Origin of the sequence: Pseudomonas sp. MBLB4123 (assembly GCF_051904775.1) — a bacterium.
Classification (GTDB): domain Bacteria; phylum Pseudomonadota; class Gammaproteobacteria; order Pseudomonadales; family Pseudomonadaceae; genus Aquipseudomonas; species Aquipseudomonas benzenivorans_B.
Map to the genome: position 1 here is coordinate 892,099 of NZ_CP196711.1, position 14,968 is coordinate 907,066.

At 60.5% G+C, this 14,968-nt stretch carries 14 protein-coding genes, 2 tRNA genes and 1 pseudogene; 13 read left to right on the forward strand and 4 right to left on the reverse strand.

All coding sequences use genetic code 11. The features are described 5' to 3' along the window. Window positions 1-61: 61 nt before the first annotated feature. Window positions 62-463, forward strand: a complete 402-nt coding sequence (locus ACSX1C_RS04425; protein WP_439888414.1) for a PA2779 family protein — start codon at window positions 62-64, stop codon at window positions 461-463. Further along, window positions 448-1,419: a PA2778 family cysteine peptidase gene (locus ACSX1C_RS04430; protein WP_439888415.1), complete on the forward strand. Its 972-nt coding sequence runs from the start codon at window positions 448-450 to the stop codon at window positions 1,417-1,419. The genes ACSX1C_RS04425 and ACSX1C_RS04430 overlap by 16 nt, the downstream gene beginning before the upstream one ends. 56 nt (window positions 1,420-1,475) lie before the next feature. Here the strand turns inward: ACSX1C_RS04430 and ACSX1C_RS04435 are convergent, their stop codons facing one another. Beyond that, entirely contained in the window at window positions 1,476-2,759 is a 1,284-nt protein-coding gene (locus tag ACSX1C_RS04435) for an NAD(P)/FAD-dependent oxidoreductase (RefSeq protein ID WP_439888416.1), read from the reverse strand. 185 nt (window positions 2,760-2,944) lie between these two features. Here ACSX1C_RS04435 and ACSX1C_RS04440 point away from each other — a divergent pair. The 10 genes from ACSX1C_RS04440 to ACSX1C_RS04485 all read left to right on the forward strand — a co-directional run bounded on the left by ACSX1C_RS04440 (window position 2,945) and on the right by ACSX1C_RS04485 (window position 10,710). Further along, a tRNA-Val gene (locus ACSX1C_RS04440) sits at window positions 2,945-3,021 on the forward strand. 237 nt (window positions 3,022-3,258) lie between these two features. Then, window positions 3,259-5,181: a threonine--tRNA ligase gene (gene thrS / locus ACSX1C_RS04445; RefSeq protein ID WP_439888417.1), complete on the forward strand. Its 1,923-nt coding sequence runs from the start codon at window positions 3,259-3,261 to the stop codon at window positions 5,179-5,181. Further along, complete coding sequence (gene infC, locus ACSX1C_RS04450; RefSeq protein WP_318646333.1) at window positions 5,181-5,732, forward strand: translation initiation factor IF-3; 552 nt, start codon at window positions 5,181-5,183, stop codon at window positions 5,730-5,732. The genes thrS and infC overlap by 1 nt, the downstream gene beginning before the upstream one ends. 60 nt (window positions 5,733-5,792) lie before the next feature. Further along, the gene (gene rpmI, locus ACSX1C_RS04455; RefSeq protein ID WP_009394045.1) at window positions 5,793-5,987 is read left to right on the forward strand and encodes a 50S ribosomal protein L35; all 195 of its coding nucleotides are present in this window, start codon (window positions 5,793-5,795) and stop codon (window positions 5,985-5,987) included. A gap of 28 nt (window positions 5,988-6,015) precedes the next feature. Beyond that, a complete protein-coding gene (gene rplT, locus ACSX1C_RS04460; RefSeq protein ID WP_058069470.1) occupies window positions 6,016-6,372 on the forward strand; it encodes a 50S ribosomal protein L20 in 357 nt (118 codons plus the stop codon). A gap of 95 nt (window positions 6,373-6,467) precedes the next feature. Further along, complete coding sequence (gene pheS, locus ACSX1C_RS04465; protein WP_439888418.1) at window positions 6,468-7,484, forward strand: phenylalanine--tRNA ligase subunit alpha; 1,017 nt, start codon at window positions 6,468-6,470, stop codon at window positions 7,482-7,484. Between the two features lie 39 nt (window positions 7,485-7,523). Beyond that, window positions 7,524-9,902 (forward strand): phenylalanine--tRNA ligase subunit beta, encoded by a 2,379-nt coding sequence (pheT, locus tag ACSX1C_RS04470; protein WP_439888419.1) that lies wholly within the window; start codon window positions 7,524-7,526, stop codon window positions 9,900-9,902. A 3-nt stretch (window positions 9,903-9,905) separates the two neighbouring features. Beyond that, window positions 9,906-10,208: an integration host factor subunit alpha gene (gene ihfA, locus ACSX1C_RS04475; RefSeq protein ID WP_003243414.1), complete on the forward strand. Its 303-nt coding sequence runs from the start codon at window positions 9,906-9,908 to the stop codon at window positions 10,206-10,208. After that, on the forward strand, window positions 10,189-10,545 hold the full coding sequence (locus ACSX1C_RS04480) for a MerR family transcriptional regulator (RefSeq protein ID WP_439888420.1): 357 nt from the start codon (window positions 10,189-10,191) through the stop codon (window positions 10,543-10,545). Before ihfA ends, ACSX1C_RS04480 begins: the two co-directional genes overlap by 20 nt. An 88-nt stretch (window positions 10,546-10,633) precedes the next feature. Beyond that, window positions 10,634-10,710, forward strand: a tRNA-Pro gene (locus ACSX1C_RS04485). A gap of 417 nt (window positions 10,711-11,127) precedes the next feature. On the opposite strand, the gene ACSX1C_RS04490 is transcribed toward ACSX1C_RS04485, so the two are convergent. Next, window positions 11,128-12,084 carry a hypothetical protein gene (locus ACSX1C_RS04490; protein ID WP_439888421.1) on the reverse strand — a complete coding sequence of 319 codons (957 nt, stop codon included), beginning with the start codon at window positions 12,082-12,084 and terminating at the stop codon, window positions 11,128-11,130. Here ACSX1C_RS04490 and ACSX1C_RS04495 point away from each other — a divergent pair. Beyond that, a pseudogene (locus tag ACSX1C_RS04495) lies at window positions 12,077-13,241 on the forward strand (IS3 family transposase). The gene ACSX1C_RS04490 and the pseudogene ACSX1C_RS04495 overlap by 8 nt on opposite strands. Window positions 13,242-13,256: 15 nt before the next feature. Here the strand turns inward: ACSX1C_RS04495 and queD are convergent. Further along, window positions 13,257-13,613, reverse strand: a complete 357-nt coding sequence (queD, locus tag ACSX1C_RS04500; protein ID WP_439888422.1) for a 6-carboxytetrahydropterin synthase QueD — start codon at window positions 13,611-13,613, stop codon at window positions 13,257-13,259. A gap of 171 nt (window positions 13,614-13,784) precedes the next feature. Then, a complete protein-coding gene (locus ACSX1C_RS04505) occupies window positions 13,785-14,930 on the reverse strand; it encodes a catalase family protein (RefSeq protein ID WP_439888423.1) in 1,146 nt (381 codons plus the stop codon). Window positions 14,931-14,968 lie beyond the last annotated feature (38 nt).

The following is a 14,968-nucleotide window of genomic DNA, read 5'->3' on the forward strand; positions in this document are numbered from 1 at the left end:
CATTGGTAGCCTTTACGCACCGTACTGGTTCGGGGCATGACCGGCTTGGGAGATGATCGCTATGGGCAAGAATTCTCTGTTTCGTCGTTTGGCCGCCGCCTTGGCGGTGTTTCACCTGCTGCTGGTGGCCCAGGTGCCGCTGGCCAACGCGGCCATGATAGGGACCGCCGAGGTCCTGGCCGCGCAACAACAGCAGGTCGACCGCCAGCAATTGCTGGGCATGCTGGAGGACCAGGGCGTGCAGAAGAAGCTCGAAGCCATGGGCGTCGAGCGTACGCAGGTCGAGGCGCGCATCAATAGCCTGACCAATGCCGAGCTGGCGCAGTTCAATCAACAGCTGCAGGAGTCCCCGGCGGGAAGTGGCGTGGTCGGAATCATCGTGCTGTTCTTGGTGATCTTCATCATCACGGATATGCTCTGCGCGACCAATATCTTCAGTTTCGTCAAATGCATAAATCGTTGAGTGGCTGGCGTTTCCTTCCTTTCTTGTTGCTTCTGCTGCTGGGTGCATGCGCGAGGTCTCCGGTGTTGTCGCCGGAGGGCTCGCGCCTTCCCGAGCGGGTGGAACTCAGCAGCGTGCCGTTCTTCCCGCAGAGCGCCTATCAGTGTGGTCCGGCGGCTCTGGCGACCATGCTCAACCAGCGCGGCGTGATGACCAGTCCGGGGTTGCTCAAGGAGCGGGTCTTCATTCCGGGGCGTGAGGGCAGTCTGCAGGTCGAGATGGTGGCGGCCGCGCGGGCGCACGATCTGCTGGTGTATCCGCTGGAGCCGCGTCTCGAGGCGCTGTTGGCGGAGGTCGCCGCGGGACATCCGGTATTGGTCCTGCAGAACCTGGGGTTCGACTGGTATCCAAACTGGCACTTCGCCGTGGTGGTGGGCTATGACCGGCGCGAGCGCATGCTGGTTCTGCGCTCGGGCACCGAGCGTCGTCGCCTGACCGCTTTCGCCAGCTTCGACAGCACCTGGGCGCGGGGTGGGCGCTGGGCGGTGTTGACCCTGCCGGCCGGCGAACTGCCGGCGCGGCCGGCGCTACGGCCCTGGCTCAAGGCCGCCAGCGACCTGGAGGAGACCGGTCACGGCGCGGCGGCGCAACGTGCCTATCGCACCGCTACCCAGCAGTGGCCGGAGGAGTCGCTGGGCTGGTTCGCCCTGGCCAACAGCTACTACGCCAGTGGCGACAAGGCGAGGGCGGAGGAGGCCATGCGCACCAGCCTGGCCCGCCAGCCGGATTTCGCCGCGGGTTGGTTCAACCTCTCCCAACTGTTGGGCGAGCGCGGCTGTCGGCAGGCGGCCGTGCAGGCGCAGAGCTGTGCCCGGCGCCTAGAGCCCGGTGAGCCGCGTTTTGCGCTGCTGGCCGAGTCGGTGTCCGGTGCGATGGGGCAATGCGCTGCGCCGCCGGCTTGTCCGCTGACGGAGTGACGGAGCGGATATGAAGAAAGACGGCGCCCGTGGGCGCCGTTTCGCTGTCTGCGGTTTTATACGCCGAGCCGGTCGCGCAGGCTGTAGTACCAGGCGCCCATGGCGGTGAAGGGGACGCGCAGCAGTTGGCCGCCGGGGAAGGGGTAGTGGGGGAGTTCGGCGAAGGCGTCGAAGCGCTCGGCCTGGCCGCGCAGCGCCTCGGCCAGGACCTTGCCGGCCACATGGGTGTAGGTCACGCCGTGGCCGCTGCAGCCCTGGGAGTAGTAGATGTTGTTGCCGAGACGGCCGACCTGGGGCAGGCGCGACAGGGTCAGCAGGAAGTTGCCGGTCCAGGCGTAATCGATCTTCACATCCTTCAGCTGCGGGAAGGTCTTGAGCATCTTCGGCCGGATGATCGCCTCGATGTTGGACGGATCGCGTGCGCCATAGACCACGCCGCCGCCGAAGATCAGGCGCTTGTCGCCGGACAGGCGATAGTAGTCGAGCAGATAATTGCAGTCTTCCACGCAGTAATCCTGCGGCAGCAGGCTCTTGGCCAGCTCGTCCGACAGGGGTTCGGTGGTGATCACCTGGGTGCCGCAGGGCATCGACTTGGCCGCTAGCTCGGGGATCAGGTTGCCCAGGTAGGCGTTGCCGGCGACCACCACGAACTTGGCCTTGATTCGCCCGTTGGGGGTGTGCACCACCGGGTTCTCGCCGCGCTCGATGCGCGTGGCCGGGGACTGTTCGTAGATCACTCCGCCGAGGGACTCCACCGCCGCGGCCTCGCCCAGGGCCAGGTTGAGCGGGTGGATATGCCCGCCGCTCATGTCGAGCATGCCGCCGATATAGTTGTCGGTAGCCACCACCTCGCGGATGCGTTTGGCGTCCATCAACTCCAGTTGGGTATGGCCGTAGCGCTCCCACAGCTTCTTCTGCGCCTCCAGGTGGCCCATCTGCTTGCCGGTGAGCGCAGCGAACACGCCGCCGTCCTTGAGGTCGCACTGGATGTCGTACTTGGCCACACGCTCGCGAATGATGCGCCCACCCTCGAAGGCCATCTGCCCCAGCAGTTGGGCCTGCTTGGGGCCGACCGTACGCTCGATGACATCGATGTCGCGGCTGTAGCTGTTGACGATCTGCCCGCCGTTGCGCCCCGAGGCGCCAAAGCCGACCTTGGCGGCCTCGACGATGCTCACCTTGAAGCCGCTCTCGAGCAGGAACAGAGCGGTGGACAGCCCGGTGTAGCCTGCGCCGACGATGCACACGTCGGTTTCGACGTCGCCATTCAGTTCGGGGCGTGCAGGGACGGGGTTCGCCGATGCGGCGTAATAGGATTGTGGGTATGCCGTGTGCGCCATTTTGCAACCTCTGTTCTTTATTTTTTACGAATGAATCGATGCTACCCGAGTTGCAAATGCTCGGCTAGTGGCCTGTGTGAAATATTAAACGTCCGCCTGGACGGTAAAAAATTCATTTATTCAGTCAGTTAGCGAAAAAATGTGTTGACTCCCTCGAACCGATCCGTAGAATGCGCACCCATCGAAGGCACATAGCTCAGTTGGTTAGAGCACCACCTTGACATGGTGGGGGTCGTTGGTTCGAATCCAATTGTGCCTACCAAATTCGATAGAAAGGGTCGCTTAGGCGACCCTTTTTTATTGGGCGGCTTGCCAGTTTTCCGGCTTTCTGGAAGCATCCCGGCTTTGTTCGTTGCACAGACCTCCAGTGACTCTGGTTCGGTTTCGGTTGGCTCGCAAGCTCCTGTCACCGTAAGGCAGGCATACCGCCGGATCGCTTACTGGCTCATCCCAACCCATGTGGCCTTTGGTAGAGGTCACCACTAGGAGAGGAGGCGCCATGCCCATCATTACTCTTCCCGACGGCAGTCAGCGTTCGTTCGATCACCCGGTCACCGTGGCCGAGGTGGCGCAGTCCATTGGTGCAGGCCTGGCCAAGGCCACCGTCGCCGGCAAGGTCAACGGCAAGCTGGTCGATGCCTGTGACCCGATCGCCAGTGACGCGACCCTGCAGATCATCACGCCGAAGGACGAGGAGGGCCTGGAGATCATCCGCCACTCCTGTGCGCACCTGATCGGTCACGCGGTCAAGCAGCTGTTCCCGACGGCGAAGATGGTGATCGGTCCGGTCATCGAGGAAGGCTTCTACTACGACATCGCCTACGAGCGCCCCTTCACGCCTGATGATGTCGCGGCCATCGAGCAGCGCATGCAGCAGCTGATCGAGAAGGACTACGACGTCATCAAGAAGGTGACGCCGCGCGCCGAGGTCATCGAGGTCTTCAAGTCCCGCGGCGAGGATTACAAGCTGCGACTGGTCGAGGATATGCCGGAGGAGCAGGCCATGGGCCTGTACTACCACGAGGAATACGTCGACATGTGCCGCGGGCCGCATGTGCCGAACACCCGCTTCCTCAAGTCCTTCAAGCTGACCAAGTTGTCCGGCGCCTATTGGCGCGGCGACGCCAAGAACGAGCAGCTGCAGCGCGTCTATGGCACGGCCTGGGCGGACAAGAAGCAGTTGGCCGCCTATATCCAGCGTATCGAAGAGGCCGAGAAGCGCGATCACCGCAAGATCGGCAAGCGCCTGAATCTGTTCCATACCCAGGAAGAAGCGCCGGGCATGGTGTTCTGGCACCCGAACGGTTGGACCCTGTACCAGGTGCTCGAGCAGTACATGCGCAAGGTGCAGCGTGAGCATGGCTATCTGGAAATCAAGACGCCGCAGGTGGTCGACCGCTCCCTCTGGGAGAAGTCCGGGCACTGGGCCAACTACGCCGAGAACATGTTTACCACCGAGTCGGAGAGTCGCGACTACGCGATCAAGCCGATGAACTGTCCGTGCCATGTGCAGGTGTTCAACCAGGGGTTGAAGAGCTACCGCGAGCTGCCGATGCGCCTGGCCGAGTTCGGTGCCTGTCACCGTAACGAGCCGTCCGGCGCCCTGCACGGCATCATGCGCGTGCGCGGCTTCACCCAGGACGATGCGCACATCTTCTGCACCGAAGAGCAGATGCAGGCCGAGTCAGCGGACTTCATCAAGCTGACCCAGGCGGTCTATGCCGATTTCGGCTTCTCGGATATCCAGCTCAAGCTCTCGACCCGTCCGGAAAAACGCGTCGGTTCGGACGAACTCTGGGATCGTGCCGAGGCGGCCCTGGCTGCTGCGCTGGAGAGCGCCGGCCTACCCTATGATCTACAGCCGGGCGAGGGGGCCTTCTATGGGCCGAAGATCGAGTTTTCGTTGAAGGATTGCCTCGGTCGGGTCTGGCAGTGTGGTACCCTGCAGCTCGATTTCAACCTGCCGGTGCGCCTGGGGGCGGAGTTCGTCAGCGAGGATAACAGTCGCAAGCATCCGGTGATGCTGCACCGTGCCATCCTCGGTTCCTTCGAGCGCTTTATCGGTATCCTGATCGAGCACTACGAGGGGGCATTCCCGGCCTGGCTGGCGCCGACCCAGGCGGTGGTGCTGAATATCACCGACAAGCAGGCCGAATTCGCCCTCGAGGTCGAAAAAACACTGGCTCAAAGCGGTTTTCGTGCCAAGTCCGACTTGAGAAACGAAAAAATCGGCTTTAAAATTCGCGAGCATACTTTGCTCAAGGTTCCCTATCTCTTGGTTATCGGAGATCGGGAGGTTGAGACGCAAACTGTCGCCGTGCGTACCCGTGAAGGTGCTGATCTGGGCTCCATGCCCGTCGCCCAATTCGCCGATTTCCTCGCGCAGGCGGTTTCCCGGCGTGGTCGCCAAGATTTGGAGTAATCATTATTAAGCGTGAAATGAGACAAGATAAACGAACTGCACCGAAAGCCCCGATCAACGAGAATATCTCGGCACGCGAGGTTCGGTTAATTGGCGCGGATGGCGAGCAGATTGGCATCGTCTCTATTGATGAAGCGCTTAGCGCGGCTGAAGAAGCCAAGCTAGATCTGGTGGAGATTTCCGCCGATGCCGTGCCTCCGGTTTGCCGGATCATGGACTACGGCAAGCACCTGTTCGAGAAGAAGAAGCAGGTCGCGGCGGCGAAGAAGAATCAGAAGCAAGTCCAGATCAAAGAAATCAAGTTTCGTCCAGGGACGGAGGAAGGGGATTACCAGGTAAAACTACGCAACCTGGTACGTTTCCTTAGTGAGGGGGACAGGGCCAAGATATCCTTGCGATTTCGTGGCCGTGAGATGGCCCATCAGGAGCTGGGCATGGAGTTGTTGAAGCGGGTCGAAAACGACCTCGCCGAATACGGCTCGGTTGAACAGCATCCAAAGATGGAAGGACGCCAGCTGATCATGGTCATCGCCCCCAAAAAGAAGAAGTAACCTCCAGGGCACGGCAGGCCTTGCGGTTATGTTTATCCACTGAATGCGGAGTATCCGAACATGCCAAAGATGAAAACCAAGAGTGGTGCAGCGAAGCGTTTTTTGAAAACCGCTTCCGGCTTCAAGCACAAGCACGCTTTCAAGAGCCACATCCTGACCAAAATGTCCACCAAGCGTAAGCGTCAACTGCGCGGTAGCAGCCTGCTGCACCCGTCTGACGTGGCAAAAGTGGAGCGCATGCTGCGCGTTCGTTGATTCGGTCAAGATTTAGAGGAAATTACTCATGGCTCGTGTAAAGCGCGGCGTTATCGCTCGTAAGCGTCACAAAAAAATTCTGAAACTCGCTAAAGGCTACTACGGTGCGCGTTCGCGCGTATTCCGCGTCGCCAAGCAGGCAGTGATCAAGGCAGGCCAATACGCCTACCGCGACCGCCGTCAGCGCAAGCGTCAGTTCCGTGCCCTGTGGATCGCTCGTATCAACGCTGGTGCGCGTGTCAACGGTCTGTCCTACAGCCGTCTGATCGCTGGCCTGAAAAAAGCGTCCATCGAGATCGACCGTAAGGTTCTGGCTGATCTGGCAGTGAACGAAAAAGCGGCGTTTGCTGCGATTGTCGAGAAAGCGAAAGCCGTACTGGCTTAAGTCCCCGACAATCACCGGGCTCGCCCGGTGCTAAACGTCACCAATAGGGGAAGAGCCTTCAAGCTCTTCCCCTATTTCGTATCTGGAGTCTGTAAATGGAAAATCTGGATGTGCTGGTCTCGCAAGCGCTCGAGGCCGTTAGCCACACCGACGACATAAGCGCCCTGGAGCAACTCCGGGTTCACTACCTGGGCAAGAAGGGCGAGTTGACCCAGGTGATGAAGACCCTGGGCAACCTGTCGGCCGAGGAGCGTCCGCAAGCCGGTGCGCTGATCAATGCAGCCAAGGACAAGGTCCAAGACGCGCTGAACACCCGCAAGACGGCGCTCGAGCAGGCCGCGCTGGGTGCCAAGCTGGCCGCCGAGCGCATCGACGTGACCCTGCCGGGCCGCGGTCAGACTTCAGGTGGCCTGCATCCCGTGACCCGGACTCTGGAGCGCGTCGAGCAGTTCTTCACCCGGATAGGCTATGGCATCGCCGAAGGCCCCGAAGTGGAGAACGACTACCATAACTTCGAGGCGCTCAACATTCCCGGCCATCATCCGGCGCGGGCGATGCACGACACCTTCTACTTCAATGCGAACATGCTGTTGCGCACCCATACCTCGCCGGTGCAGGTGCGCACCATGGAGTCGCACCAGCCGCCGATCCGCATCGTCTGCCCCGGGCGCGTGTACCGCTGCGATTCCGATATCACCCACTCGCCGATGTTCCACCAGGTCGAAGGCCTGTTGGTCGACGAAGGCGTGAGCTTCGCCGACCTCAAGGGCACCATCGAGGAATTCCTCCGGGTGTTCTTCGAGAAGCCGCTGGGCGTGCGCTTCCGCCCGTCCTTCTTCCCCTTCACCGAGCCTTCGGCGGAAGTCGACATGCAGTGCGTGATGTGCAGCGGCAAGGGCTGCCGCGTGTGTAAGCAGACTGGCTGGCTGGAGGTGATGGGGTGCGGCATGGTTCATCCGAACGTGCTGCGCATGTCCGGCATCGACCCGGAGAAGTACCAGGGCTTCGCCTTCGGCATGGGCGTGGAGCGCCTGGCCATGCTGCGTTACGGCGTCAATGACTTGCGCCTGTTCTTCGATAACGACCTGCGATTCCTGGCGCAATTTCGCTAGAGCCGCACGACCGTAACCGAACAGTTTTAGGAGAGCAGGATGAAATTCAGCGAACAATGGCTGCGCACCTGGGTGAACCCGCAGGTTTCCCGCGATGAACTGGTGGCGCGCCTTTCCATGGCAGGCCTGGAGGTCGACAGCGTCACCCCGGCGGCCGGAGTATTCAGTGGCATCGTGGTGGGCGAGGTGCTGAGCACCGAGCAGCATCCGGATGCCGACAAGCTGCGCGTGTGTCAGGTCAGCAATGGCGCGGAGACCTTTCAGGTGGTGTGCGGCGCGCCGAACGTGCGCCCGGGCCTGAAGATCCCCTTCGCCATGATCGGTGCCGAGCTGCCGGGCGACTTCAAGATCAAGAAGGCCAAGCTGCGCGGCGTCGAGTCCAATGGCATGCTCTGCTCGGCCTCCGAGCTGCAGATCAGCGAAGACAACGACGGTCTGATGGAGCTGCCGGTCGAAGCGCCCGTGGGGCAGGATATCCGCGCCTATCTGTCGCTGGACGATGCCAGCATCGAGGTCGACCTGACCCCGAACCGCGGCGACTGCCTGTCACTGGCCGGTCTGGCTCGCGAAGTCAGCGCCCTGTACGGCGCGCCGGTCACCCGTCCGACGATCGCAATCGTGCCCGCCGCCCATGACGAGGTGCGTCCGGTCGAGGTTCTCGCCGCGCATGCCTGTCCGCGCTACCTGGGGCGCGTGGTGCGCAATGTCGACCTGTCCCGGCCGACGCCGCTGTGGATGGTCGAGCGTCTGCGCCGTGCCGACGTGCGCAGCATCGATGCGGCCGTCGATGTCACCAACTACGTGATGCTCGAACTCGGCCAGCCGATGCATGCCTTCGACCTGGCGGAGATCAACGGCGGCATTCGTGTGCGCATGGCCGAGGAGGGCGAGAAGCTGGTGCTTCTCGATGGCCAGGAGGTCAATCTGCGTGCCGATACCCTGGTCATTGCCGACCATCAGCGCGCTCTGGCGATTGCCGGCGTGATGGGTGGCGAGCACAGCGGTGTGGGCGAGCGGACCCGTGATCTGTTCCTCGAAAGTGCCTTCTTCGACACCATCGCGATTGCCGGCAAGGCGCGCTCCTATGGCCTGCACACCGACTCCTCGCACCGCTTCGAGCGGGGCGTGGACTGGCAGTTGGCGCGCGATGCAATGGAGCGTGTGACGGCGTTGTTGCTGGAAATCGTCGGTGGCGAAGCGGGACCGATCATCGAGCAGGTGGCCCCGACTCAATTGCCGAGCGTGGCGCCTATCACCCTGCGGGCCGAGCGTGTCGAACAGATGCTCGGCCTGAAGATGGATGAAGCGGAAATCGAACGCCTGCTGGTGGCTCTGGGGCTGGGTGTCAGCACCAGTGGTGCAGGGCAGTGGCAGGTCGAGGTGCCTAGCCATCGATTCGATCTCAGTCTGGAGGTCGACCTGATCGAAGAGCTGGGACGCCTGTACGGTTACAATCGCTTGCCAGTGCGCTATCCCCAGGCACGATTGGCGCCTCAACCGAAGGCTGAGGCCGCGGTCGAGTTGCCCGCTTTGCGTCGTCTGCTGGTCGCCCGCGGCTACCAGGAAGCCATCACCTACAGCTTCATCGACCCCAAGCTGTTCGAGTTGTTCAGTCCTGGCGTCGAGCCCCTGATGCTGGCCAACCCGATTTCCGCCGACATGGCAGCTATGCGCTCCTCGCTGTGGCCGGGCCTGGTCAAGGCACTGGAGCACAACCTCAATCGCCAGCAGTCGCGCGTGCGCCTGTTCGAGAGTGGTCTGCGTTTCGTTGGTCAGTTGGAAGGCTTGAAGCAGGAAGCCATGCTGGCCGGGGTGGTCGCGGGCAGCCGCATGCCGGAAGGCTGGGCGCATGGTCGCGACGGCGTCGACTTCTATGATGTCAAGGCCGATGTCGAGGCGCTGTTGGCCAGTGCGGGCGCGGCTGACGGCTTCAGCTTCGTGGTTGGCGAGCATCCGGCCTTGCACCCGGGGCAAACCGCGCGTATCGAGCGAGAAGGGCGTTTGGTCGGCTTCCTCGGCGCGATTCATCCCGAGTTGGCCAAGACGCTGGGCCTCGATCAGCCGGTCTATCTGTTCGAACTCTTGTTGAGCGAGTTGGCCGAAGGGCGTCTGCCGGCGTTCCGTGAGCTGTCGCGTTTCCCTGAGGTGCGTCGCGACCTGGCTCTACTGGTCGACCGTGAGGTGCCGGCCGCGGCATTGCTGGAGTGCATTCGCACCTCCGCGGGCGAATGGCTGACCGACCTCAGGCTATTTGACGTGTATCACGGTAAAGGCATTGATCCACATAGAAAAAGCCTCGCCGTCGGCTTGACCTGGCAGCATCCATCGCGCACTCTTAATGATGACGAGGTGGGTATGGCAACGGAGAATATCCTCACCTCCCTGGAACAAAGGTTCAACGCCACGTTAAGGAAGTAGCGTATGGGGGCTCTGACGAAAGCTGAAATGGCGGAACGTCTTTATGAAGAGCTAGGCCTGAATAAACGGGAAGCCAAGGAGTTGGTCGAACTGTTCTTCGAAGAGATCCGCCAAGCGCTGGAACTCAACGAGCAGGTCAAGCTCTCGGGGTTCGGCAACTTCGATCTGCGCGATAAGCGTCAGCGCCCCGGTCGTAATCCAAAAACAGGGGAGGAGATTCCGATCACGGCCCGCCGTGTGGTGACTTTCCGCCCAGGCCAGAAACTTAAAGCCAGGGTTGAGGCTTATGCTGGAACCAAGTCATAACGACGAGTTACCCGCCATACCCGGCAAGCGGTATTTCACGATTGGCGAGGTTAGCGAGCTCTGCGCGGTCAAGCCGCACGTCCTGCGTTATTGGGAGCAGGAGTTTCCTCAGCTTAGCCCGGTCAAGCGCCGTGGAAACCGGCGATATTATCAGCGACAGGATGTGCTGATGATTCGTCAGATCCGTGCGTTGTTGTATGACCAGGGATTCACCATCGGAGGGGCGCGGCAGCGTCTGTCCGGGGACGAGGCGAGGGAGGACACCACGCAGTACAGGCAGCTGATCAAACAGATGATTGCCGAGCTGGAAGATGTGCTGGTGGTGCTCAGGAAGTAAGCTTTCGAATGAAAAAGTTTCCATATTTCAGAAGCTTATAGTATAGTGCTCAAAGTTTCAGCGATGTCGGAAACGGTGTCACATCAGTCGGGGCGTAGCGCAGTCCGGTAGCGCACTTGCATGGGGTGCAAGGGGTCGAGTGTTCGAATCACTCCGTCCCGACCAAAAAACCTAGAAAATCCAGTCACTTAGTGGTGACTGGATTTTTTTATGCCTGAAAGATTTTGGCTGCTTCAGATTTTTGCCCCACTTTTTGCCCCACCAAGAAATTCTCAGCTGGAACATTGAGACTATTGTAGGTGTGCCAGGGGCTGCCGTGCCAATTGAGCCGTACCGGGCGCTGAGGAGGGTGCATGGTGCGGTGATGGAGGGCAGCATAGTGTTCAGCGCAGGCTAAGAGTTTGACCTATGAGCAGAGTGCGAAATGGCTCAGCGCGCCGCGGTTGTCCGAAGGACTGAAGTAGCCGCACAATCTTCTTGGCTGCGCGGCAGCGGCGAGTACACATCGGCCAGGTCAGCCAGTACGCGTCCTAAGGCGCAGGTCTGTCTGTCCGCAGTTAGGGGTAGTTGGATGCGATTGCCTCATCGTTTTCGGTTGTTTGGGGGCACGGGCACGATATTGTCCCGGTTTATTTTCCACTGTGGCCGGTTGTCGATAGGTTGTTCTTTCTCCCCTGACTGCGTGGTGGTATCGATAGTTTCCAGCCGCCAGTGGCGCTCAGGGTTGGCTGCTGATGTCTGCTGGACTGTCAGGAGTTGTTCGGACGCTATCATTGTGGCGGATATGGGCTCGTTTCCAGACTCCTTAGCCTTCACTGGGATGAGGTCTTCTGCGGCCTTCTCTTCGTCCAATACCGCGGGAGCCACAGTTTGAGGGTGTGGGCATTTCATGCTCTCGGCGATTGGTGGCGCTATTGCTATCTCTACCGGCGTGGCGTTGGCCTCGACTAGATTGCTTATGTCCACTGGCGGGGGCGCCTGTGTGCTCGCGCCTTGCACACTAGCATCTGTGGCGTTTCTAACTCTGGCTGATGGCTCCTGGTATGTCGGTGCAATGCCCCTTCCATCTTGAGGGGGCGTCATAGCACTGACTGGTTCGGAGCTGGTAATGCTGCTTGCTTTGAGCGAGCTTTCGTCCGGCGAGATCCCTTGTATTACCGGCGAGTCGTTGTGCTTCTCCTTGCTCGTGGTCACTTCTTCGCTCGGCGTGCTGGAAGGCGGGGCATCAATATCGATTTGAACTGAAGCGTGCTCATTGCTGCCTGTCAGTGGTGTGGCAGGCATGGAAGAGGTGGTGCTGCCAATCGGATTAATTGTTGAAAGGGTTTGGAGTTGTTGTTCGGTGGGGGAGGGCTCTTGTTGAGTTGTTATCATATCGTTTTCAGGCGATTGACTGATTTTCCTGGATGTCTCGTGCGGTTTTTCTCGCAGAGACTCTACCTGCACCCCTAGATTGGTGTTGTGTATGTAGTGGTCTACTGATCCCGGACACCGATTTAGGCGAAAATCCTCGCCGTGAGAGAGGTGTCTGATGAGCAAGCAACGACGTACGTTTTCCGCCGAGTTCAAGCGCGAGGCAGCGGCCTTGGTACTGGATCAAGGCTACAGCCATATTGAGGCCTGCCGTTCGCTGGGCGTCGTGGACTCGGCATTGCGCCGCTGGGTGAAACAGCTCCAGGATGAGCGCCAGGGGGGGGGCACCTCGAAGAGCAAGGCGCTGACGCCCGAGCAGCAGAAGATCCAAGAGCTGGAAGCCCGGATCAACCGGCTGGAGCGGGAGAAAGCGATACTAAAAAAGGCTACCGCTCTCTTGATGTCAGACGAACTCGATCGTATGTGCTGATAGACCAGTTGAGTGAGCAGGAGCCAGTAGAAGTGGTCTGCTCAGCTTTCGATGTGGCGCGCTCTTGCTACTGCGCCCATCGCCTTCGACGTCACCGTGTCGATGCTCGCCGCGTGGCGCTACGCAGCCAGGTCAACCAGTTGTTCAGTCAGAGTCGAGGCTCGGCCGGAAGCCGGGGCATCTTGGGCATGCTGCGCGAGGATGGCGTGGCGATTGGCCGTTTTCGTGTACGCCGGCTGATGCGTGAGCTGGGCCTGGTCAGCAAGCAGCCGGGCTCGCACGCCTACAAGCAGGCCACTGTTGAACGACCAGATATTCCGAATCGGCTGAATCGCGAGTTCACGACCGAAACTCCCAATCAGGCTGGTGTGGCGACATCACCTATGTCTGGGCGCAAGGTCGCTGGCATTACCTGGCCGCAGTGCTGGATCTACATACCCGTCGGGTAGTTGGCTGGGCGTTCTCGGCCAAACCGGATGCCGAGTTGGTAATCAAGTCCCTGGACATGGTTTACGAGCAACGCGGCAAGCCACAACAAGTAATGTTCCATTCGGATCAGGGCAGCCAGTACGCCAGCCGCCTGTTCCGCCAACGGTTGTGGCGTTACCGGATGCAGCAGAGCATGAGCCGTCGGGGTAATTGCTGGGACAACTCGCCGATGGAGCGCCTGTTCCGAAGCCTGAGGTCGGAATGGGTTCCAACGACCGGATACCTGACCGCCCAGGAAGCTCAACGGGACATCAGTCATTACCTGATGCACCGTTACAACTGGATCAGGCCGCATCAGTTCAACGACGGATTACCACCTGCGGTGGCCGAAGAAAAACTTAACCCACTGTCCGGGATGGGTTGACCACTACACTGGCGTTCAGTGGCCTCGGTATTCGCAGCCGCTGGTGCAGGTCTCGTGGATGCGAATGCGGGACAGTTCCGGCAGGACAGGTTTGAGTTGTTCCCAGAGCCACTTGGCGATGACTTCGCTGGTGGGATTTTCCAAGCCGGGAATGTCATTGAGGTAGTTGTGATCCAGCTGCTCATAGAGCGGCTTGAAGATCTCCTTGATTTCGGCGAAGTCACGGATCCAGCCGGTGTAGGGATCGACCTCGCCTTCGATATAGACGGCGACGCGGAAGGAGTGGCCGTGCAGCCGTCCGCATTTGTGCCCGGCGGGGACGTGGGGGAGGCGATGGGCGGCCTCGAAAACAAACTCTTTGAACAGTTCCACTACAACATGTCTCTCTAGAAGGCGCGGCGAAAAGCTCCGCTCTGATAAAGGCTGATCTTACCAGTTAGGCCCGTGCTTTACCCAATGCCCTGGCTGCCAATCTGGGCGCCTCGCTGCCAGAGGGTGAGCAGACCGCTCGGCGCCGGGCCTGGGGCGATTCAGGCATGCAGCCTACTTGCGAGTCGGTGCGCCGTTTCGTTCGTGGCGATAGACGCTCACCGCCTCATACACGGCCCCCCTCAAACGGTTGAGTCCGCCGATCGGACGATGCTCCGGCAGCGAATGCCAGGGATTGAACGAGAGGTTGTCGCAAAACAGGTTTTGCTCCGTGCTATCGAAGTCCTGGGCAGGCAGATGGATGTCGGCAACGGTTTCGAAGGGCGACACCGCTTCGTCCCACTCGACGCTGGGGTCTTCGATCGGCATGTAGTGGGTGGGGTCCTGCCGTTGGACCTGCAGGGCGAAACAGGCAGGGACACGGTCCAGTGAGAGTTGTTGGTACAAGGCACTGCGTAGGAAGTTGGGCAGGTCGGTGTTTGGCTGTGGCAGGCTGTATTTCGGGCAGTTCTCGGGAGTGGGGATGACCCGATACTTGATGTTGTGTGGGCCGAGCTTGAACGGAGCGATGGAGTTGTAGGTGGTCGCGACCGGGCTCTGAGGCGCTGGTGCCAGGGTCTTGAGCGCGATGATGAGGTGGCGTATTTCCCAGCTGCGTGGGTCCCAGCTGGGGAAGAAGGCCAGGGCTTTTTTGCCGTCGGCCTGGGCGGCGAAGTTGCTGCGGTACTCGGCCACGTCGCGAACGAAAAAGACCGGGTGGTTGAACATCACGAAGTCTTGTTCGTTCTCATGGCCTGCACTGCCCATTAACTTGGCGCCGGGTACGTCGAGAAGCTTGATGGCCATGCCGCGGGCATCGCGAACTCGGTCGAACTGGGGGTAGGCGTTGCCATTGGAGAGACGCATCCAGGCCTGCCAAGTCTTTCCCGGCTCGCTCAGCACGCCATGCTGGAGGTCGGTATCGAGGTCGACGCGGACGGTCACTTCGGCCTTCACGCAACCATGGGCTTTGGCATGGGCGTCTCGCAGGACTCGGGTGTTATCACGGTGCTGTTCGACGATGCGAACGGCATCTTCGATGATGGCCTGGGTGAGGGCGGCCTCGCCGGGAGGTATTTGCTCCTCGCTGGGTACCGGGCCGGAGTGTTTCCAGCTGTAGTAAGCCGTGCCGACGGCCCAGCCACCCAGCCCGAGGGCCGCCAGCAAGAACAGCAATCTACCTAACAGGCGACCAAGCCAGAGCCAGAGTCTTTTGAGCATGGATCCCTTCCCTTGTCCGTTGCCGTTATGTCTGCTCG